This window comes from Pseudomonadota bacterium, from assembly GCA_026388275.1.
Lineage (GTDB): Bacteria > Desulfobacterota > Syntrophorhabdia > Syntrophorhabdales > Syntrophorhabdaceae > JAPLKB01.
The window spans coordinates 98,609-117,459 of the sequence record JAPLKB010000034.1 but is presented as its reverse complement, the minus strand read 5'-3'; the positions used below and the strand labels follow the sequence as shown (position 1 = coordinate 117,459).

Below are 18,851 nucleotides of genomic sequence, written 5' to 3'. Positions count from 1 at the left end.
CTTCTACCCGGGCAGACTGCTTGCCCGTAACTGAAAACAAAGAAAGGAGATAACTATGAGTAATGCAAAACCAGTAAGTGATAGTGAATTTGCAGGTGTGGTCCTTGAATCTACTATGCCGGTTCTTGTAGATTTCTGGGCAACATGGTGCGGACCATGCCAGACAATGGGACCAATACTAGATACAATTGCAGGAGAATATGAGGGGAAGATAAAGGTTCTTAAGATTAATGTAGATGAAAATCCTGCTACTCCTGCAAAATATGGAATCAGAGGAATACCTACGTTGATTCTTTTCAATAAAGGTGAAATCGTTGACAGGATTATCGGTGCACAGCCAAAAGGGAGTGTTGATAGCCTGATTAAAAAGGTTTTAGGTTGATCTGTGGATATCAAAAAGAAAGAGGTGTATTTCAAAAAAGTCAGCGAAGAACCGCTTGCTAAATTGCTTGATATAAAACTGAAGGATGTGGAAGATGGTTATGCCCTATGCGAGATGGAATATACGGAAAAAATGGACAATATCTATGGGAATGCACATGGAGGAGCCCTGTTTTCATTGATAGATGAAGCATTTGAGATATCGTCAAACAGCCACGAGAATATTGCTGTAGCTTTGAATATGAATGTTACATACATGAAGCCACCGAAGAAAAATACCATTATAACGGCTGAATCCAGGGAGATAAATAGAACAAGAAGAACAGCAACATATAATATTACCGTAAAGGATAACGACAGCCTGATTGCCGTATGTCAGGCGTTGGTATATGTGAAGGACCAGGAAATACCTTTCATCAATTAGTTTTTTTGCGGTTAAATCAAAGACCGGTCGACGCCCAATCCTTTCTTAAAGCATATCAAAGGAGCATAGTTATTTAGGTGTTACGGTGATATGTGCCTTTTTCTCTTTTTCGCCTTCGACAACAACCCGGTCCTCATCAACGTAGTAAGTTACAATTTCACCTGTCAGTTTGTCCAGACCGGAATAGACAATTACATTGCCCTTTAATATGATTTCGGCTTTTGTATTATTAAATTCTGCTTCATTGCATGTTGCTGTACGCTCTTTCTTTACAATTTTAACATTTCCCTTTGCATAGGCTTTTTCAATTTCATTTGTAACTTCATTCATATGAGCTTCAATAATATCGGAGAAGATAAAAAGATCTTCCTGTCTTGCAATAACACTTCCCTTAAAAATTACATATTTCTCTTTATCAAAACCTTCCATGGTGTCGGAAACTATATCAATTGGTTTAGTCTCATCAAAAAATGCGAGTTTTCCCTCTTGTTCTTCTGCTTTTGTTTTTATTGGCTGAGGCTCTAATTCAATCTCTTTTTTTTTGGTTCCCTCAATGGGTAGTGCTTTGTCAGCCTTTGCTAATTGGAGACTCCTTCTTTCTCTTGCAGCTGCTTTTGCGAACAAGCTTTTCGGGTATTCTTTTTTAAGGATATCAGAGTAAAAATCACCTTTTTGGAAATTCCCAATCGCTCTATATGACATACTTAGATAATAGAGTGCCTTGTCTATGCCCTTAGCGTAAGAAAATTTTTTCAGGAAATATTCAAGCCTCAAAATGGATGCGTTATACTGGTCTGTTCTATAATAGAACTCACCGACATACAACTCACGGTCAGCAAGTTTCTGACTCAGTATTTTTAATTTTAGATCAGTATCTTTTGTGTAACTGCTTGCAGGAAAACGGTTTTTTAAGTAAACGTATCTTTCAATTGCTTTTAAAGTATATGCCTGGTCTCTATCAAAAGAAAGGGACAGCTTTTCATAACACTCACCAAGCCTTGTAAGTACATAAGGGATATTTTCATCTTCAGGGTGGGTATTAAAGAAATCTTCATATACACCTGATGCGAGAATGTATTCTTTTTTCGCAAAGTATACATCTCCAAGCTTAACCGATGCTATAAAAGAAATCGGGTCAAAAGGAAAATTTTCCCTTATGTAAGAGAAATCGTCTATGGCTTTATCATATTTTTTCATTTTCAGATAATTGACGCCCTCTACGTAAATATCGCCAGGATTTTCAGATTTTTTAGGTGTTTTGGAAGCGCATGAAAATAATAATAGACATGCCACTACAAGGATTATAATTTTATGCATGCTTAATTATAACAGAAGAAATTTATTTGTGCTATCCTTAAGTGCAATGGAGTTAGAGAAAATAATGCAGAAAGGACTAAATTTTTTCAATATTCAGTATAATGAAAAAACAGTAAACAAACTATGCTCCTATGCTCTTGAACTTAAGAAATGGAATGAGCGCATGAACCTTACCGGCCTGAAAGAAATAAATCGTATTGTTAGCGAACTATTATATGATGCATTTTTTCTATATGGATATATGCAAGAAATGAAATCCATTCTTGATTTGGGTTCCGGTGCCGGAATTCTTGCAATTCCTATTGCGATATTGAATGAAAACTTTAAAATTATTTCAGTTGACAAAAGTCTGAAGAAGATCCAATTCCAAAGGCATATAAAAAGAACAATGCATTTAAAAAATTTTACAGCAGCATATGGCAGAGTAGAAGCGCTTGATTCTATGGAAGTAGATGCAATGCTTGTAAAAGGATTTGGCAGCATTGAGGCGATACTGGAAAGTGGAGGAAGACACATACGGACAGGAGGCTGTGCATTCATTCTAAAGGGTAAAGGTGAGGACCAGGTAATATATCGGGGTTTTGAATTGGATTATGTAATGCCTTATACCTTGCCGGTGAGTGACAGGGAATACCGGCTTTTTGTTTATAAAAAACAATGACCGTGACACCGGTGAACGGTTACCAAGTAGCCCCCCTCTGCCGGCAAAGCTGTCGGAGTTTCTCCCCCTCGCTCACTCATGTCAGCTAAATAAATTCATCTACCGCTTCAGCTTCAATTGAGTATTTGCTTATGCTTTTGTTTTGCCTGGTTAATTTTACATCAAACTCCCCTTTTTGACCTGCATCGAGTATGATTATATCGGAACATCTGCTGACCACATTTTCGTTGTTGTCAAAGAGGTTTATGTTAATTCTTATGAAAATTTCTTTTGTAGTGCAGTTTTTTATTCTGCCGATTACTTTTGCCCAAAATGGCAATAGGGTCTGTGCGCAACATCCCTGATTAGGAGAAAGAAGGAATATATTCCCAGTGATTTCTATCCCGTTGACCGTTATAATCTTTATAAGTTCCGGTGTTTTTGTTGAACAATCGTCTTTACAGACATTATCTTCCTTTTTGTCCATAACAATCTCTTTAATACTGAATGTTCCTGAGTATTTTGTCAATAACGTGAATGCTTTTTCTGATTATATGATAAACATGTATTTGTCGTTGCAGGCTCATGGGTTCCACATATCAGTTTATGAGGCTTTATTTATTAAAGATAAGCCATTGACATGAAAAACTGTTTTATATAAAGTATATCAGGCATGGTAAAAATAGGAATTCTTGCTGACACACACCTTGATAGAGCCACTGATGGCTTTAAATCGGCAATAAAAACAATTTTTTCGGATATAGACATAATAATTCACGCAGGCGATATGATAGGAATGGGAGTTTATGAATATCTCTGTAACTGGGATCTGAAGGCTGTCAGAGGGAATATGGATAACCATGACCTGAAGGCTATTCTTCCGGATAAAAGGGTAGAAGAAATTAATGGTAAGAAGATAGGCATTATCCACGGCAAAGGCCCTCCATATTTTGTTGATATGTTTGTTTCCACTGAGTTTCAAGATGTTGATGCCATTATTTTTGGTCATTCACATATACCGTTTCATGCAAAAAAGGGTAATATAGTTATGTTTAACCCGGGTTCTTTCAGAAAACCCTATACCCCTCCAGGCACAGCGGGTATTATGGAAATTAGTGATAATGAAATAGTGTTCAGACTTCTTAAATTAGATGATTTTTATGGATAAACAAGGTTAAAAAGATTAGGATGGTAAGAAAAATAATGAATTTTTACGATTAAAACTATGGATAATATCTACCTGTCATTCATCTGGCATATGCATCAACCGTATTATAAAAACCTGTACAATGGCGAATATCTGCTCCCCTGGGTTTTGCTTCACGGCACAAAAGACTACTATGATATGCCTTTTTTGCTAAAGGAATTTGAAGGTATACGACAGAATTTTAATTTTGTCCCATCACTATTGCTGCAGCTTATTGATTATGAAGATTTAAACGTAAAAGATACATATCTGGAGATATTCAAAAAGACACCTAAGGAACTTTCGGAAAATGAAAAAATATTTTTATTGGTGAATTTTTTTAATGCAAACTGGGACAATATGATAAGACCTTTTCCGAGGTATTATGAACTGTTACGGAAGAGGGGATTCTATTATCCCCAGGAGCATATTAAGGATATTTTAGGGTATTTTAACGATGAAGATTATCAGGATACACAGGTTTTGTTTTTTCTTTCCTGGATTGATCCGTTGTTTTATGAGCATTATGATGATTTGAAATATCTAAAATCTAAAGGCAAGGGATACGGCGAAGATGATAAGCGTATTTTAGAAAATGTTCAAAAAGATATATTAAAAGGCATTATCCCGTTGTGCAAAGAGCTTTCATTAAATGGCAACATAGAGCTATCCACATCGCCTTTTTATCATCCTATAATCCCGCTTTTAATCGATAACAGGATTGCACGGGATGCGATGCCTGAATGCAGCTTGCCTGAAAAACTCTTTGCCAGTCCGAAAGATGCATCAGCCCAGATCAGCAAGGCAAAAGATTTTTTTTATCATGTGTTTGAATTTAATTCAAAAGGGATGTGGCCTCCGGAAGGCTCTGTAAGTGTTGATGCCCTTCAATTGTACATGGAGCATGATGTGGAATGGGTTGCAACGGATGAGGAAATCCTTTACAGAAGTTTGAATCAGGAGGGCCGAAGAGACAATGAGGGTTTTCTTATAAACCCTGAAGTGTTATACAAGCCATACCGCTTTGAGAAATCAGGTAAAGAAATCAATATTATTTTCAGGGATAAATATTTATCCGATCTTATTTCCTTCCATTATTCCAAATCAGATCCCAAAGATGCAGCAACAGATTTAATAAGAAGGATAAAAAAAATAGGAGAATCTGTAAAAGACAAGATCCGGAAGCCTCTTGTGGCAATTGTTATGGATGGAGAAAATGCATGGGAAAGCTACAGAAACGATGGAAGAGATTTTTTTAATTATCTTTATGAGGGTATACTGAAGGAAAAAGATATTATTTGCCAGACAGTTTCTGAGATACTTAAAGATACAAAAGATGTCGGCACATTGTCACACTGTTTTGCAGGCTCATGGATCAGCAATAATTTTTCCATATGGATTGGTCATATAGAGGATAATACAAGTTGGACTTTGCTTTCCGAGACAAGAGATTTTTTGGAAGCGAAGGACCCGGATGGGCTGAATAAAAATGCATGGGAATCCCTTTATATTGCCGAAGGCAGTGATTGGAACTGGTGGTACGGCGACGAGCATTCATCTGATAGTGACGAAATATTCGATTTTCTCTTTCGTGAGAACCTCTCAAATATATATAGATTTTTGGGTGAGGAGCCTCCCGAAAAACTAAGCATCCCAGTAATACTCAAGGATAGGGAAGTAAAACCTACAATAGAACCTATGAACTTTATACATCCAAAAATAGATGGAGGGGTATCGAACTATTTTGAATGGATGGGATCAGGTTTTCTGGAAGGTAAGGGGCATGGGGCTGCAATGCATGATTCTGTTTTACTCATGAAGGGGTTCTATTTTGGATTTGATGAACACTCACTGTATATGAGAGTAGATATTGATAAATCGTTTATCCAGAATATTAATGATATTTCTTTTGAAATAACTGTTGCAGGAAAAAGTACATTTGAAATGGTTTACCATGTCAAAGGGAGAGTAATCGAAAGCCCTTTACCTATTAAAGCCGCCTTCTCTGCAATTCTGGAAATGGAAGTTGATTTTGAATCTCTTGGTGTTACTGCCGGTGACAAGATCAATATATGGTCTTCCTTGAAAATGAAAGAGATGCTGGTAGATAGAATTCCTGTAAGGGGCTATATCACAGCCAAGGTGCCTTCAAAGGATTTTGAGATGGAAATGTGGTATGTATAGCTTCCTTTACCGGGACACCCGTGAACGGGTACCCGGTCGCCCCCTCCACCGGCCAAGCCGTCAGAGCCTCCCCTTCTCGCACGCTGAGCGTCCTGAATAGATTCTTTGATATTACCGGGGCTAACTCGTCCTGTACTTGGATTGTTTGAAGGAATATGCGGTTATCTTCTTGATTCTCTTATTAAGTTTAAAAGCTTATCCATTTCATCCCGTATGACCTTTTCTGCTGCGTTATTTAGAATCATTTTTGTCTGTTCTTCTATGTATTGACAGATCACTGGTGTTATTCTATCTGCAATGCTCATCTTTATACTTTCTATTGAATCATAAATAATATTTCTCAACTCATCTTCAAGCGCGATTGTTCTTTCTTTCGTCAAAGTAGCTACTTGGATTTCATTATCTTCGACTTTATTTGCAATTTTTATTTCAGGAAGGATGTCTTCTTTATCTATCATTTGATGGACTCTAAAAAAATTAATAGGTTTTTCAATGACTCCATCTATATCATAATAACTGGAAAGATTTAATTCTATGCCCTCATCTTTCAAGAAAAAAAGTCGTACGTTCTGAAGCATATTTTTTTCTTTTAATTCTTTATAAACATCTGTACCATCTTTTTTTTCAAGCCTGGTATTAAGAATATATATTTCTGGCCGATATTCTTCTGATATTTTTTCTACTTCTTTCCCATTTGAAGTGAATATTATATCAAATTCATCGCTGGGAAAAACAACACGGAACGCATCCTTTAAGCTCATGTCCTTGTCTGCAATAAGTATTTTTTTCATTTAATGCCCCCACGATATATATGAGATGGTAATATGTTATGAAAAATAGTTTCTACTGAAATCAAATTCGTTAAGGATAGTGCGAGAAGAGTAATTGCAATTAATGCCGCTACAAGATAAGGGAGCGAAGGAAGTCTTTTATTTACTTTAGTCATATCTGCCAATGTAGAGATGCTCTCCTCTTTAAGCACCGTATTCACAATGCTTTCATCAACTGTCCTTTCGGATTTTGAATAGAGAAGAAGCAAACATCTGTCACAGATGACATTAATAAGCCTCGGATATCCTTTTGATGCAGAGTAAATAAGTTTGATTGCATCGTCTTTGAATTGCAAAAATCCCTTAGAACCTGCCTTTAGAAGTCTGTGGGTAATATAAAGATTAACCTCTCTCAAAGAAAGAGGTTTAAGTCTGTATATGACGGTTATTCTTTGAGATAAATACCTCATACGCGGTTCTTTTAATTTTTCTATCAATTCTTGTTGCCCTAAAAGGATTGTGTGAAGTATTTTTTCCTTTTCTGTTTCAAGATTTGAAAGAATTCTTATGAATTCAAGCATTTCATCTGAAAGTAATTGTGACTCATCAATAATAATTATGGTTTCTTTTCCCTCTCTGAATTCTTCAAGAAGGTACGACTGAAATGTATCAAACATCTCTTTTTTTGATAAATTATCATGAGAAATATTGAGTTCCTTTAAAATTTCATGCAAAAACTCCTTTTCATCCATTATCGGGTTTAAAATAAGAGCAGTATTATATATTGATTTATCAAGAGAATCTATGAATATACGGGATAAAACGGTTTTTCCTGTACCTACGTCGCCGTAAATTGAAGCAAATCCTTCTTTCTGGGACAGGAAAAACTTCAGATGGTCAACGGCTTCTCTGTGTGTGATGGACTCATAATAAAAATGCGGGTCAGGCGTCAGTCCAAAGGGTTTTTCATTAAGACCAAAGTATTCCAGATATGGGATGTCCATTTGTTTTTACTTTTACAGAATATTTGAATATTATGCAAGAAATATTTGATAATACTATCGTTATTTGTATAATTTTATGTATAATATTTTACAAATGCTTATATCCGTGATAATTCCAGCATATAATGAAATTAATACAATTTCCTATGTTTTAAAAAAAGTGGAAGAGACGCCCTATAATAAAGAAATTATTATAGTTGACGATGGCTCAAAAGACGGGACAAGGGAATACTTAAGTTCGCGATTCTCTGTTCATAGTTCACCATTAACCCCTTCTGCCACTCCAGCACCTGGTAAGGGTGAAGGAACTTTTTTAACTGATGTAAAGGTCATATTTCATGAAAAAAACATGGGTAAAGGCGCAGCTATCCGAAGTGGTATAAAAGCTGCCATGGGAGATATTATAATTATACAGGATGCGGACCTGGAGTATGATCCCAAAGATTACCCCACATTGTTTGAACCTATTATTGAGGGAAAGGCAGATGTTGTTTATGGATCGAGATTTTTGGGAGGAACCCATAGAGTATTTTATTTCTGGCACTATGTGGGCAATAAATTGATTACGCTTGCGTCTAACATGTTTACCGATCTAAATCTTACGGATATGGAGACATGTTATAAGGCTTTTAAGAGAGAGATGCTGGATGGGATACAGATAGAATCCAACAGGTTTGGTTTTGAACCTGAAATTACAGCAAAGATGGCAAAGAAAGTCTGCAGGATATACGAAGTGCCAATTTCTTATTACGGCAGAAGCTATGAAGAAGGAAAGAAAATTACCTGGAGAGATGGTGTAAAGGCTGTATTTACTATTATCAAATATAATCTTTTCAGGAAGTAAGTATGTTCCTGATTCAGCGCTTTTTGCGATCTGCAATTTCTGCCCCTTCCTGCCGGGAATGCATATCCCCGATAAAGTGGTTCAATTTTCAACCTAAAGCCAACGGTTTTACATTACTTGAAACAATTATTGTAATTATTATTATCGGTATTCTTGTTATAACCATAGGATACAGATTTTTTTCCACTTCCGAGACAAGCACTGTTGCAGGGGTGGATCAGGCAACGGCGGATATCCAATATGTTCAAACTCTTGCAATGGGCACCATGTCTTCTAAGAGCATTTCATTTACAAACGGTTCCGGCGGATATAATATGGCCGGCGAAGCCAGAACGCTTCCGGGAAATGCTACTGCAGGTATAACAATAATGTTTACTTTCAATTCCCTTGGAGAACCAACTAGTGGAGGAGACAGTATAGTATCGATAGGTTCAAAGCAAATAAAGGTTTGGGCAATTACAGGAAAAGTTGAGGAACTGCCTTGAAAAAAGACGGGTTTACAATGATTGAACTTATAATATTCATTGTTGTTGCAGGAATATTTGTGCCACTTGCCTTTATTGCATTTTCCGGAGCAATAAAAAGCGGGACTGCCCCGGAAACAATTATAAAAGCAAGGTTTATAGCTGAGCATAAGATGGAAGATATAACGAGAAATCCTTATAGCAGCCTCCCTCCAGCACAGTCAACATATATTGCAGTGCCTGGCAGTACCGGTTATGAATGGAAATGGACGATTCAACAATTGGCCTCTGCCGATATATCGACAGTTAGTCCCCCGATAACAGATTATACTAAATATAAGAAAATCGTTGTTTATGTGAAGGAACCGAACAATTATGAATATAAGGCGTTTACAATTGTTACTCAAAGACCGTAGTAAAGCATATATTGGTGTTTTTAAACAATGCCGTGGTTTTACACTGATGGAGATGATAATAACCATCGTTATTCTCTCCGTTATTGCTTTGTTTACCTTTACTTTTTTTGTTGATCTTACAAAGGTTTATACGTCGATGGAAAGCCAGAGAGGTATCCATCAGGAAGCTGCATATATAGTTGAGAGAATTTCCCGGGAATTAAGAGATGCGAAGTCTGTTTCCGTTGCGGGCAACAGCGTTGCCTTCTTGAAAAGTCATGTTGTTGCCACAGACGCCAGCACCAACGTATACGTAAGATTCAGGCTGTCGGGCACAGACCTTTACAGAGACTCCGGCCCTTCAAGCACAAGCTATACGACGAGTAAAATCATTGGCAGGAATATAACTAATTTTACTGTTGCACCTACAGGGGCATTGCCGCAAAACACTTTTGCACAGGTAGCGGTTTCAGTTTCTCAGGGTGGACTGACGCAGAGCTATGCTACAAATGTTTGTCCAAAGAATTACACAACAACAGGCAGTTGCATTTTTACAGGGAGGGATTTCGGGGGTTGTTATGAAGATCGAATTTACTGATAAAGGCATGTCTCTTATTATTCTTATGGGAATAATAGTTGCTGTAGGTATTATCGGTGCCGGAATTGTTTCTTTTATGGATGTTAAGCAGAGAAGCTATCCTCTCCAGGCACAGTCCTATCAGGCGCTGAATCTTGCAAATGCCGGAGCTGAATTTGCCATAAGGTATGCAAATGATCAGAACAACAACCCGGTCAATCCCGGTTTTCCTAATGCATTTCTTTATAATACGACAACATATATAGCCTCTCCTCCAAACTGGACAACAATAAATTTTGGAAATGGAAGCTTCCGGATAAACTATAATTCAACCACCAATACATTGATCTCTCGCGGTATGTGCGGGAGTGCAACAAGAGAAGTAAGCATAAAAAGTTTTCTTGCCTATGCCTTAACAGGCGGGTTAACATTGGTGCCTGGTTCTGCAAATCTCCCTCATCAGGGTGAGGGGGCCAATAAAGAAGTTCACATACCCCTCATGAATAACTATAATGCTGATATCTATCTTTTTCAAATAGATATAAGCCTGTTAAATGCCGGCAGTAATGATTGTCTGCAGGATATTAATGTTGCTGCAGGGCAGGTATATGATTATACGCTGGACACATCAAACCCGTATTACAAAAAGAATAACGGTATTTGCCTGCCCCAGCCTGATAATCCGCCGGATCCCTCCCCGCAGGCACTGTTCAGATTCAATACAGGGGTGTCTCCTTTTTATGTACTTATTCCGGTAAATAGTGTTTTTACCGATGTAATATCTTTCAAAAGCAGTGCTCGCAGCGATTTTTATTATGTAACGCTTCATTATTCATTGAGTTCTGACCTTTCAAGCCCGCAAACAAGTATAGTGATATTCAAGATATAATATCAACAGAAGTACTTTTACAAAAATGAATAAAAAGGTGGGTCCCAATGAAAATTACGGCGATAAATGCAAGCCATCGAGGCGATGAAGGTTTTACGCATTTCCTGATCAATAAGATAGCCACAGGTGCTGCTCAACAAGGGGCATTATTCGAGACTGTTGTTTTAACAAAGCACAGAATTAACCGCTGTATCGGGTGCCAGGCCTGTCATACGGAAAAAAGCTATTTGAAATGTATCTATGAAGACAAAGATGACGTTAAGGAAATATTTGATAAAATGAGAGAAGCAGATATTCTGATATTTGCCACACCGGTTTATCTTTTTAATATGTCAGGTCTGCTTAAGATTTTTTTGGATAGAATTAATTCAACAGGTGATTCGTGTAAGCTGCAATTATCGAAGAGCGGTCTGTTTTTTCATCACATAGATCATGAACTTTGTTCTAAACCGTTAGTATTGCTCGTATGTTGTGACAATCTCGAGGATGAAACTCCAAAGAATGTGATTTCTTATTTCAGAACCTACTCTAAATTTATGGATGCACCGATTGTGGGAACTCTTGTACGGAAATCGGGCAAACTTATCGGGCATGGTAAATCGTCGGAAAAGGAAAAACAATATCCTAAAATTTATGATGTATATGAGGCATTTCAGCAGGCAGGAAAAGACCTGGCGACAACTGGCAGAATTTCTCCAAAAACACAAAAACGTGCAAATCAACATATTATAAATATACCATCTGTATTTAATATTTTGATGAAATTCCGTCCCTTTAAAAAACGTGCTATTGAAAAGGCTAAGACAATTTTTGTGTAAGCTGATAATAACATACAGCAGCTCCAGCCGTTGCCTTTGGTTGACTTACTAATGTTCACTATGGTAAGCATATAAAATAAAATTATAAAAAATAAAGAGGAATGACATGGAGAAATATCCCCATATTTTTTCAACAGGACGCATCGGATCCCTGACAATAAAGAACCGTATAAAATATGCTGCAACAGAGACAAACTTTAATTACGGCGATGGTTATGTTACCGATAAGGAAGTAGCATACATGGAGGCGCAGGCAAAAGGCGGAGCAGGGATTGTGACTACACAGGGAGCCTATCCTGACTCAAAAGGGGAGGGAAAGGGTTTTAAGGGTATGATGAGTATTGATGATAACCGTTTTATACCCGGACTTGCCAAAATTGCCAGAGTCATTAAAGACAACGGGGCTTTATCGTGCATTCAGATTTTGCATTGCGGAAGAGAAGGTGGAGTAGACCTTGATTATTGCCTTATGCCGTCAATTGTGCCCCAGAAACTGTCGTACTTTAAAGCTCCAAGAGAAATTACAGCAAAACAGATAAAGGAATCCGTAAGTGACCATATCAAGGCTGCACGCAGGGCAGTGGAAGCAGGCTATGACATGATAGAACTGTCTGGCATAGTGGGTTATCTTATCTCCACATTCATTTCACGTTACACAAATAAACGACAGGATGACTACTGCGGTGACATACGGGCCAGATGCCGCCTTATGATGGAAATAATACAGGGTGTCAAAGCAGAAGTAGGCAAAAACGTACCTGTAGGTATCCGTTTATGCGGCCTTGAGCTCCTTGATGACCGGGGAGGGAATGCCGTTGAAGAGAGCATAGAGAGTTTTCGTCTTGCAGAAGAGGCCGGGGCTGATTACCTGAGCGTAACTATAGGTTGGCATGAGTCTTCCCAATCGGTCATTACAAGGGATGTACCTATGGGGCATTGGCTTTATGTGGCTGAGACAATAAAGAAGGCGGTGGATTTCCCGGTTACGATGGCTTTTCGCCAGTTTTTGCCTGATATACCAGAACGGGCAATTGCCGAAGGTAAAATAGACTTCTGGGAGGCATGCCGTCCCATGATTGCCGACCCCGAGATCCCCCGGAAAGCCAAGGAAGGCAAAGAGAACGAGATTATTCCCTGTATTGCCTGTAATGTTTGTTTTTCACGACTTTATTTTCACCAGCCGATTATGTGTTCTGTAAGGCCGTCGTTGGGCCATGAAAAAGACGATAAATGGGGTTACTATGGGTTTCCCCCTGTAAAAAAGAAGAAAAATATCATTATTGCCGGAGGAGGGCCTGCAGGATTGCAGTGCGCTGCCGTGGCCGCAAAAAGAGGCCATAACGTTACCCTCTACGAGAAGGGCGATGTCTTAGGCGGCAGTATATTGCTTGCATCAAAGGTTGATGAAGGGGCAATAGAGCTGATGAGGCCTGTCAGCTATCTTGAAGGGGAATGCCGGCGCAATGGTGTTGATATAAGGCTTGGAGCTGAATTTACTTCTCAAACGCTTAATGAATGCGATGCAGATGCAGTTATAATTGCTGCAGGCGCAAATGTTGACATACCTGCCGGAATTTTTTCAATAAATCCTTTAATCCCGGAAGATATTATTAAAAAAGGGATAATGCCGGGGAAACGCGTGTTAATTATCAGTGGCGAAGGCGCAGGACTCGGCACGGCGATTTATCTTTTAAGAAACGGGGAATATAATATTACTATTGTGGAAAACAGCAGTAAACTCGGCCGCGATGTGAACCCCTTTTACCTTTGGCAATACATACAATTATTAAAAAAGAAGAAGGCGGCAATCATGCTGAACTCGAAAGTCACGGCAGTGAATGGGAATGAATTAAGTATTGAAGGCAAAGGAGAAGCCAGGACAGTAGGATTCGACAGTATCGTTGTAGCTCAGAGGAATGCTGCATTATCAGGCTGGAGCAATATGTTGAATAATATCAAGAAAGAGGTCTATTTTGTCGGTGATGCAAAAAAGCCGAGAAGACTGCTCAATGCAATACACGATGGCTATCGACTTGGAATGGAGATATAATTATGATACCGGTTATTGAAAAAGAATCCTGTACAGGTTGCGGCGCTTGTGTCGAGGTCTGTCCGCCGCTGGCCCTTTTTTTAAAAGATGAAAAAGTTCAAATTAAGGAAGAATTTTGTGAGGAGTGCGGCTTCTGTGCTGCCGAATGTCCGGTTGAGGCGATCAGGATAATCTTCCCGGTCTCAGATGAATAAGAGTTGCTTGCTGAAGTCAATGCCACGCGGTTTTTGCCTGGGTAAATGCTGCGCGGTTCTTGACTGAAGCATAAATAGCTTCCTAAAATTGTCGTTTTCGCCGATCCTTTTGCCATGCGATCTTGTGGGTAATAATCGTGGCCGTATGAATAAAAAAAGGCAGAGCCTTCTGGCCATGCCTTTCTGCAATCAAAGTGATTATCTCCAACCAGTAAATTTTACCCTTAAGTTAATTTATTTTCATTCCGATAAAAAACTAATAGGAGTATGAAGGTACACCAAAAGGAGGTCTCATGACTGGCGCCGTAAAGAGTGCAACCCAAGCTCGACCTGTAGTCAGAACCCAACATGTGGCACAATCCATGTCAGTGAACCGAAAACCTGCTCAAGAGAGACCACAACCAGCCCACGCTTTGCAATTTTGTTAAATTATGCATGGTGAATATAAGTAATGACCTCTATACAAGACTTATTTATTTATGTGATAAAAAACTCATATCAAAAAGGAGATTTTCTATGAAACGGCATTTAGTAATGTTTGTGAGTACAACAATTCTTTTCCTCGGTATTACTTTGCCTGTTTTTGCTGACATGATTTCCATTTCCGGATTATATGATACGGGTGTTAATGATGCAGGCAAAGCACTGGCCACTGGCGATGTCGAAACACATTATATTTTATCTTCTGTCAGTCCTCTTGCATCTGGAATAACCACGGTGGTTCCATATGCCTCTGGCGCCTGGTTGCCACCCCCACCAGAATCTAATTGGATTGGCCCTCAAGCCCATGCAGCAGGATTAAGTAGTGACCCTGAAGGTGCTTATAGCTACAAACTCAATTTCAGCCTTACAGGCCTAAATCCTAATTCTGCAAGCATTAGCGGCAAATGGGCAGCGGACAATAGTGCGGAGCTTTTATTAAACGGTAAATCAATGGCGACTGTCGGCGGGTTCGGTAGTTTGGAATCTTTTTTGTTAACGGGACCGAACTTCATAAATGGAATCAACACATTAGAATTTAAAGTTACTAACTATTCCGGTGATTATTATTGGGGTAACCCAAGCGGTCTGTTGGTGTCCGGTCTTCAAGGTACCGCTTCATCTGTTCCCCTGCCACCAAGCGTTTGGCTGCTCGGCTCCAGTTTAATTGGTCTTGTCGGATTCCGGAGATTCAAGAAAATCTAAACAAACCAATTAACAAATACAGTATTCTTAAGGCAGAGCCAGAAATGGCTCTGCCTTTTTAAATATTTATCTATGTGTTTCATGTTGTAATTACCAGTATGAGCTCATCACTGAAATCAAGGATGAGCAGGTGAAGCTCACAATTTTTAAAATTGATTCGATTCAGAAATCCATTTCTGCGATGTACTTCCTGCAACAAACGAAACTGTATCTTCGGCAATTATGCCAGCTTTCATTTGGCAATCGGTGTTCTGGACTGCATCAAACCCTGTGGTCCGAGCCCTGGCTGTTGCATAGGCAAGTTCATGGCTGTCTTGCTGCCTGCGGCGTAAACGGAATTCGCCGCATTCGCCGTAAGGCGGGGAATCGGTCAGTCGGAGTAGACTCCGAACTGCCAATTGCCTGCCTGTCCCTTACGGCTCACAGATACCGGCGATTACTTCTTCGGCACAAGATACTTGCCGGCCATTTCCTGACCATAATCCCTCATTGCTTTAGAACCAAAAACATCTACGGGAGCTGAAGTCATCCTCTCCCGAAATAAAACCACTTCAACTCCAGGGAGCAGACTTTTCAATGCGTAGGCAAGGGGTACGCCGTTCTCCACGATCTCTAAGGCGTGGGAATTCCCGAGCACCATGGTCAATCCGAGTTCTTTGGCTGTTGCTACCAGAGGATTGTCTTTTTTCACGCGGCTGATTGAAACGACCACCGTATCGATGTCAGGGTAGTCCTTTTTAAGCTGGCGCATATGCTGGGGTGTAAATCCGGTGTGGGGGAAGATGTGCAGGATTGTTCCTACTTTGCTTTCCCGTGTTCCGAGGAGGATCTCCGGAGCTGCGGCTATGTTGGCTTCCTGTATGGCCGGCGACTGCCTCTGTTCCTGTTCGCTTTTCAGTATTGTTTTTTCCCGGGACAAATCGGCAAGGACAGTTAACCGATCAACGATGTCGCCAAGCTTCTTTACATCAGGAAGAGGTTTTCCCACAAAAACTACGTTTCCGGGTATGCCGCCATAGTGAATATCCGATTTGAAGGGTACATGGCCGTGCATCCAGGCGATACCTGGATGGCGGCCGTGGAAGGCTTCATGAACTTCGAATATAGCCAGCCCGTAAAGCACAGAGTAGTTCCGAAGGGGAACCCCTCCGCTGCTTGCCGCATCTGCCACAGGATGGTGGAGCACAATGGCGTCTACGCCGGTGGCGCCTGCCAGCTCAATAGCGCTTTCTGTAAGTGTCATTCCCACTGCGATCTTCTTCACGATTAACTTCGGATTGCCAACGACCAACCCAGGGGTTTCCGTGATGGCTTTTCCCGGGATATTAGAACTTTTGGTCACCACGAAAGGGCTTCCTGTACCAAAGGCGGTCTCTGTCTTCATAATTACCCTGCCATTGGTGATGACATTGAGGGCTTCGTTAACGTCAGTGACCGTGTATATTTTATCGGCCCCAAAGGCCATGCCGGCCAAAGACATCAGGACAACTGTGACAAGCAGAACGGAAATCTTACTCTTTACTAATCTCATTATTCAAATCCTCCATTTATGTTTATTTAATCTGTCTTAATACGGGGGTTTCCTGCGTCGCCATAAGCATGATCGCCCCTTCAGTTTATCGCCGTATCAATGGAACTGTCAACACGTTTTATAATGTATACGTTGCACGGGCTCTCCCGAAGAACCTTCTCTGCCGTGCTCCCGAAGAGGACGTGCTCAAAACCTGTCAAACCATGGCTCGACATAACGATTAGGTCTATCGCCGCTTCTTTTGCATATCGGACAATTTCTGCGGCTGGTTTGCCCCGAAGCAACCGGCTCTTGCAAGATCCTATTTCACGGGATATTTCTTCGCATAGTGCTTGCAGTTTCCTTTCTGCTTCTGTTCCGGCAGGCTGAACCATCCTGAGTCCCCCCTCGCCGTGAGTAGGTGCTTCAAACTCTGCGATGTGGCCTGCCTCAAGATATACATGGACAACATGGAGCGTTGCGCCGTATTTCTTTGCCAAGTCTACTGCAAATGGGATAGCAGCCCTGGCATTTTCGGAAAAATCCGTGGAAAAAAGTATGTTCTTATAGGTTATCATAAACACCCCCTGTTAAACTGTCATAGCATGAAGATGGCCACGATGATAACACCTATAAACCCGAGCATGGTGGGCCAAAGATTGCGTCTGGCAATCTCAATCGGGTCCGTACCGGTTATGGCAGCGGCCGGAATAATTGCCCAGGGGATAATTGTTCCTCCCCCAACGCACACTGCAAAAAACTGTCCCAGCGCGCCTAACGTTGCCACATTAAGATGGGTAGGTCCACCGAGAGCCTGGGCTAATGTACCCATTAACGGTAGCCCTGCGAATCCTGAACCGTCCAATCCCGTGATACCTCCAACCACGCCCTGTACAATCGCCACCGGAATGCGGCTCAAAGGCACCATGTTTGCCAAGGCTTGGCCAAGATCAAAGAGAAGACCCCGTGCTCCTTCTCCGAAGACCGCTTTTGCTGTTCCGGGAGCACCCATAAAGAAAAAACTTGCGATCAAAAAAACCGGTGCAAAGATGCGCACCCCGAACATAAAACCTGCACGTGTATGGTCTGCCAGTTTTCCGAAACCCTCCATTTTGTAGACCCCGAAACTGACGATCACCATGATGAGACCGACGGTGCCTCCTAATAAAGCCGTAGCATCACCTCCGCGCAGCTTGAAGGCCAGCATTCCCGCCACGTCGAGACAAAAGAGGATTACAATGATCCAGATGGCTGACTTCTTAAAGATAGGGGCTGCTTTACTCCACTTTTGTCTCTCTGCCATAGCTTCTGCGGAGATTTCGAAGGGTGCCCATTTGATCGGTTTGCCTGCATTGGCTTTGATGTCCTTCTTAGCCGATATGAAGGAAAGCGGCAGGGCGATCACAGCCCAGGCAATGAGCATGGGGACGCTTTTAGCCATGATATCTTCCACGGGAACGCCTGATGCCTTGGATGTTATGGCCGGCGCGCCTTGTATTATGAAGTCTGTGGTGAGTGCACAACCGTACCCGAACATGCTGATGGCCATGGCTGCGGAGATAGGGGGAAGTCCAACCTCTACGGCAGCCGGGAGCAGCAGAGCGCCTACGAGGGCAATTGCAGGAGAGGGCCATATGATCCAGGCAACTGCCAGAATCACAAAGCCCATAACCCAGAAAGCAATGCTCGGGGATTTAATCAGTTTGCGAACAGGGTGGAACATCATTTCAGCAAGTCCGCATTCCTCAAGCATTTTAGCCATGGAGACAATCATCGAAATTATCACCACCGTACCCAGAAGTTCATTGAAAGCCACATTGATCGAGTTGAAGACTGCCTGCACTGCCTTTATGATATTTCCTGTAATTACCCAGGAGAGAGTAAAAGAACCGACAATACAGACCAGGGGTGGATCCAGCCTGTAAGCCATGGCCACTAATACGAGAACAACAAAGAGAGCATAAATCCAGTGTGCTGCTGTTAATTCAACCATGTTAGACCTCTTGTATAGTGTAGACT

Annotated in this window: 22 protein-coding genes; 14 read left to right on the top strand and 8 right to left on the bottom strand. The window is 40.8% G+C overall.

Annotated elements, in window-relative coordinates:
• The first annotated feature begins 55 nt into the window (after positions 1-55).
• Both trxA and NT010_09510 read left to right on the top strand, forming a co-directional pair.
• Positions 56-382 (top strand): thioredoxin, encoded by a 327-nt coding sequence (gene trxA / locus NT010_09515; protein MCX5806285.1) that lies wholly within the window; start codon positions 56-58, stop codon positions 380-382.
• A gap of 3 nt (positions 383-385) precedes the next feature.
• Positions 386-805 (top strand): PaaI family thioesterase, encoded by a 420-nt coding sequence (locus NT010_09510; GenBank protein ID MCX5806284.1) that lies wholly within the window; start codon positions 386-388, stop codon positions 803-805.
• A gap of 69 nt (positions 806-874) precedes the next feature.
• Here the strand turns inward: NT010_09510 and bamD are convergent, their stop codons facing one another.
• On the bottom strand, positions 875-2,122 hold the full coding sequence (gene bamD / locus NT010_09505) for an outer membrane protein assembly factor BamD (protein MCX5806283.1): 1,248 nt from the start codon (positions 2,120-2,122) through the stop codon (positions 875-877).
• A gap of 64 nt (positions 2,123-2,186) precedes the next feature.
• Between bamD and NT010_09500 the strand changes: the two genes are divergently transcribed.
• Entirely contained in the window at positions 2,187-2,783 is a 597-nt protein-coding gene (locus tag NT010_09500) for a class I SAM-dependent methyltransferase (protein MCX5806282.1), read from the top strand.
• An 85-nt stretch (positions 2,784-2,868) separates the two neighbouring features.
• Here NT010_09500 and NT010_09495 read toward each other — a convergent pair whose 3' ends face one another.
• Complete coding sequence (locus NT010_09495; GenBank protein ID MCX5806281.1) at positions 2,869-3,249, bottom strand: hypothetical protein; 381 nt, start codon at positions 3,247-3,249, stop codon at positions 2,869-2,871.
• Positions 3,250-3,435: 186 nt separating this feature from the next.
• Between NT010_09495 and NT010_09490 the strand changes: the two genes are divergently transcribed.
• Together NT010_09490 and NT010_09485 are read left to right on the top strand one after the other, a co-directional pair.
• Positions 3,436-3,930 carry a YfcE family phosphodiesterase gene (locus NT010_09490; protein MCX5806280.1) on the top strand — a complete coding sequence of 165 codons (495 nt, stop codon included), beginning with the start codon at positions 3,436-3,438 and terminating at the stop codon, positions 3,928-3,930.
• A gap of 57 nt (positions 3,931-3,987) precedes the next feature.
• The gene (locus NT010_09485) at positions 3,988-6,132 is read left to right on the top strand and encodes a glycoside hydrolase family 57 protein (GenBank protein MCX5806279.1); all 2,145 of its coding nucleotides are present in this window, start codon (positions 3,988-3,990) and stop codon (positions 6,130-6,132) included.
• A gap of 161 nt (positions 6,133-6,293) precedes the next feature.
• Here the strand turns inward: NT010_09485 and NT010_09480 are convergent, their stop codons facing one another.
• Positions 6,294-6,923: a response regulator gene (locus tag NT010_09480; protein MCX5806278.1), complete on the bottom strand. Its 630-nt coding sequence runs from the start codon at positions 6,921-6,923 to the stop codon at positions 6,294-6,296.
• Entirely contained in the window at positions 6,920-7,906 is a 987-nt protein-coding gene (locus NT010_09475; GenBank protein MCX5806277.1) for an AAA family ATPase, read from the bottom strand. Before NT010_09475 ends, NT010_09480 begins: the two co-directional genes overlap by 4 nt.
• Positions 7,907-8,000: 94 nt before the next feature.
• Between NT010_09475 and NT010_09470 the strand changes: the two genes are divergently transcribed.
• The 9 genes from NT010_09470 to NT010_09430 all read left to right on the top strand — a co-directional run bounded on the left by NT010_09470 (position 8,001) and on the right by NT010_09430 (position 15,322).
• On the top strand, positions 8,001-8,750 hold the full coding sequence (locus NT010_09470; GenBank protein MCX5806276.1) for a glycosyltransferase family 2 protein: 750 nt from the start codon (positions 8,001-8,003) through the stop codon (positions 8,748-8,750).
• 2 nt (positions 8,751-8,752) lie between these two features.
• Positions 8,753-9,235 (top strand): prepilin-type N-terminal cleavage/methylation domain-containing protein, encoded by a 483-nt coding sequence (locus NT010_09465; protein MCX5806275.1) that lies wholly within the window; start codon positions 8,753-8,755, stop codon positions 9,233-9,235.
• A complete protein-coding gene (locus NT010_09460; protein ID MCX5806274.1) occupies positions 9,232-9,630 on the top strand; it encodes a type II secretion system protein in 399 nt (132 codons plus the stop codon). Before NT010_09465 ends, NT010_09460 begins: the two co-directional genes overlap by 4 nt.
• Complete coding sequence (locus tag NT010_09455) at positions 9,611-10,207, top strand: prepilin-type N-terminal cleavage/methylation domain-containing protein (protein MCX5806273.1); 597 nt, start codon at positions 9,611-9,613, stop codon at positions 10,205-10,207. Before NT010_09460 ends, NT010_09455 begins: the two co-directional genes overlap by 20 nt.
• The gene (locus NT010_09450; GenBank protein MCX5806272.1) at positions 10,188-11,075 is read left to right on the top strand and encodes a hypothetical protein; all 888 of its coding nucleotides are present in this window, start codon (positions 10,188-10,190) and stop codon (positions 11,073-11,075) included. Before NT010_09455 ends, NT010_09450 begins: the two co-directional genes overlap by 20 nt.
• 47 nt (positions 11,076-11,122) lie before the next feature.
• Positions 11,123-11,893: a flavodoxin family protein gene (locus NT010_09445; GenBank protein MCX5806271.1), complete on the top strand. Its 771-nt coding sequence runs from the start codon at positions 11,123-11,125 to the stop codon at positions 11,891-11,893.
• 106 nt (positions 11,894-11,999) lie between these two features.
• On the top strand, positions 12,000-13,943 hold the full coding sequence (locus NT010_09440) for an FAD-dependent oxidoreductase (GenBank protein MCX5806270.1): 1,944 nt from the start codon (positions 12,000-12,002) through the stop codon (positions 13,941-13,943).
• A 2-nt stretch (positions 13,944-13,945) separates the two neighbouring features.
• On the top strand, positions 13,946-14,137 hold the full coding sequence (locus tag NT010_09435) for a 4Fe-4S binding protein (GenBank protein MCX5806269.1): 192 nt from the start codon (positions 13,946-13,948) through the stop codon (positions 14,135-14,137).
• Between the two features lie 516 nt (positions 14,138-14,653).
• Positions 14,654-15,322 carry a VPLPA-CTERM sorting domain-containing protein gene (locus NT010_09430; GenBank protein MCX5806268.1) on the top strand — a complete coding sequence of 223 codons (669 nt, stop codon included), beginning with the start codon at positions 14,654-14,656 and terminating at the stop codon, positions 15,320-15,322.
• Positions 15,323-15,468: 146 nt separating this feature from the next.
• On the opposite strand, the gene NT010_09425 is transcribed toward NT010_09430, so the two are convergent.
• The 4 genes from NT010_09425 to NT010_09410 form a co-directional block, all read right to left on the bottom strand.
• Entirely contained in the window at positions 15,469-15,720 is a 252-nt protein-coding gene (locus NT010_09425; GenBank protein MCX5806267.1) for a hypothetical protein, read from the bottom strand.
• Between the two features lie 38 nt (positions 15,721-15,758).
• Positions 15,759-16,766 carry a Nif3-like dinuclear metal center hexameric protein gene (locus NT010_09420; GenBank protein MCX5806266.1) on the bottom strand — a complete coding sequence of 336 codons (1,008 nt, stop codon included), beginning with the start codon at positions 16,764-16,766 and terminating at the stop codon, positions 15,759-15,761.
• A 167-nt stretch (positions 16,767-16,933) separates the two neighbouring features.
• A complete protein-coding gene (locus NT010_09415; GenBank protein ID MCX5806265.1) occupies positions 16,934-17,410 on the bottom strand; it encodes a universal stress protein in 477 nt (158 codons plus the stop codon).
• A 20-nt stretch (positions 17,411-17,430) separates the two neighbouring features.
• A complete protein-coding gene (locus NT010_09410) occupies positions 17,431-18,825 on the bottom strand; it encodes a hypothetical protein (GenBank protein MCX5806264.1) in 1,395 nt (464 codons plus the stop codon).
• Positions 18,826-18,851 lie beyond the last annotated feature (26 nt).

Coding starts and splice junctions, on each gene's coding strand:
- trxA (MCX5806285.1), top strand. CDS start 56: ATGAGTAATGCAAAACCAGTAAGTGATAGTGAATTTGCAGGTGTGGTC.
- bamD (MCX5806283.1), bottom strand. CDS start 2,122: ATGCATAAAATTATAATCCTTGTAGTGGCATGTCTATTATTATTTTCA.
- NT010_09500 (MCX5806282.1), top strand. CDS start 2,187: ATGCAGAAAGGACTAAATTTTTTCAATATTCAGTATAATGAAAAAACA.
- NT010_09495 (MCX5806281.1), bottom strand. CDS start 3,249: ATGGACAAAAAGGAAGATAATGTCTGTAAAGACGATTGTTCAACAAAA.
- NT010_09490 (MCX5806280.1), top strand. CDS start 3,436: ATGGTAAAAATAGGAATTCTTGCTGACACACACCTTGATAGAGCCACT.
- NT010_09485 (MCX5806279.1), top strand. CDS start 3,988: ATGGATAATATCTACCTGTCATTCATCTGGCATATGCATCAACCGTAT.
- NT010_09480 (MCX5806278.1), bottom strand. CDS start 6,923: ATGAAAAAAATACTTATTGCAGACAAGGACATGAGCTTAAAGGATGCG.
- NT010_09475 (MCX5806277.1), bottom strand. CDS start 7,906: ATGGACATCCCATATCTGGAATACTTTGGTCTTAATGAAAAACCCTTT.
- NT010_09470 (MCX5806276.1), top strand. CDS start 8,001: ATGCTTATATCCGTGATAATTCCAGCATATAATGAAATTAATACAATT.
- NT010_09465 (MCX5806275.1), top strand. CDS start 8,753: ATGTTCCTGATTCAGCGCTTTTTGCGATCTGCAATTTCTGCCCCTTCC.
- NT010_09450 (MCX5806272.1), top strand. CDS start 10,188: ATGAAGATCGAATTTACTGATAAAGGCATGTCTCTTATTATTCTTATG.
- NT010_09445 (MCX5806271.1), top strand. CDS start 11,123: ATGAAAATTACGGCGATAAATGCAAGCCATCGAGGCGATGAAGGTTTT.
- NT010_09440 (MCX5806270.1), top strand. CDS start 12,000: ATGGAGAAATATCCCCATATTTTTTCAACAGGACGCATCGGATCCCTG.
- NT010_09435 (MCX5806269.1), top strand. CDS start 13,946: ATGATACCGGTTATTGAAAAAGAATCCTGTACAGGTTGCGGCGCTTGT.
- NT010_09430 (MCX5806268.1), top strand. CDS start 14,654: ATGAAACGGCATTTAGTAATGTTTGTGAGTACAACAATTCTTTTCCTC.
- NT010_09415 (MCX5806265.1), bottom strand. CDS start 17,410: ATGATAACCTATAAGAACATACTTTTTTCCACGGATTTTTCCGAAAAT.
- NT010_09410 (MCX5806264.1), bottom strand. CDS start 18,825: ATGGTTGAATTAACAGCAGCACACTGGATTTATGCTCTCTTTGTTGTT.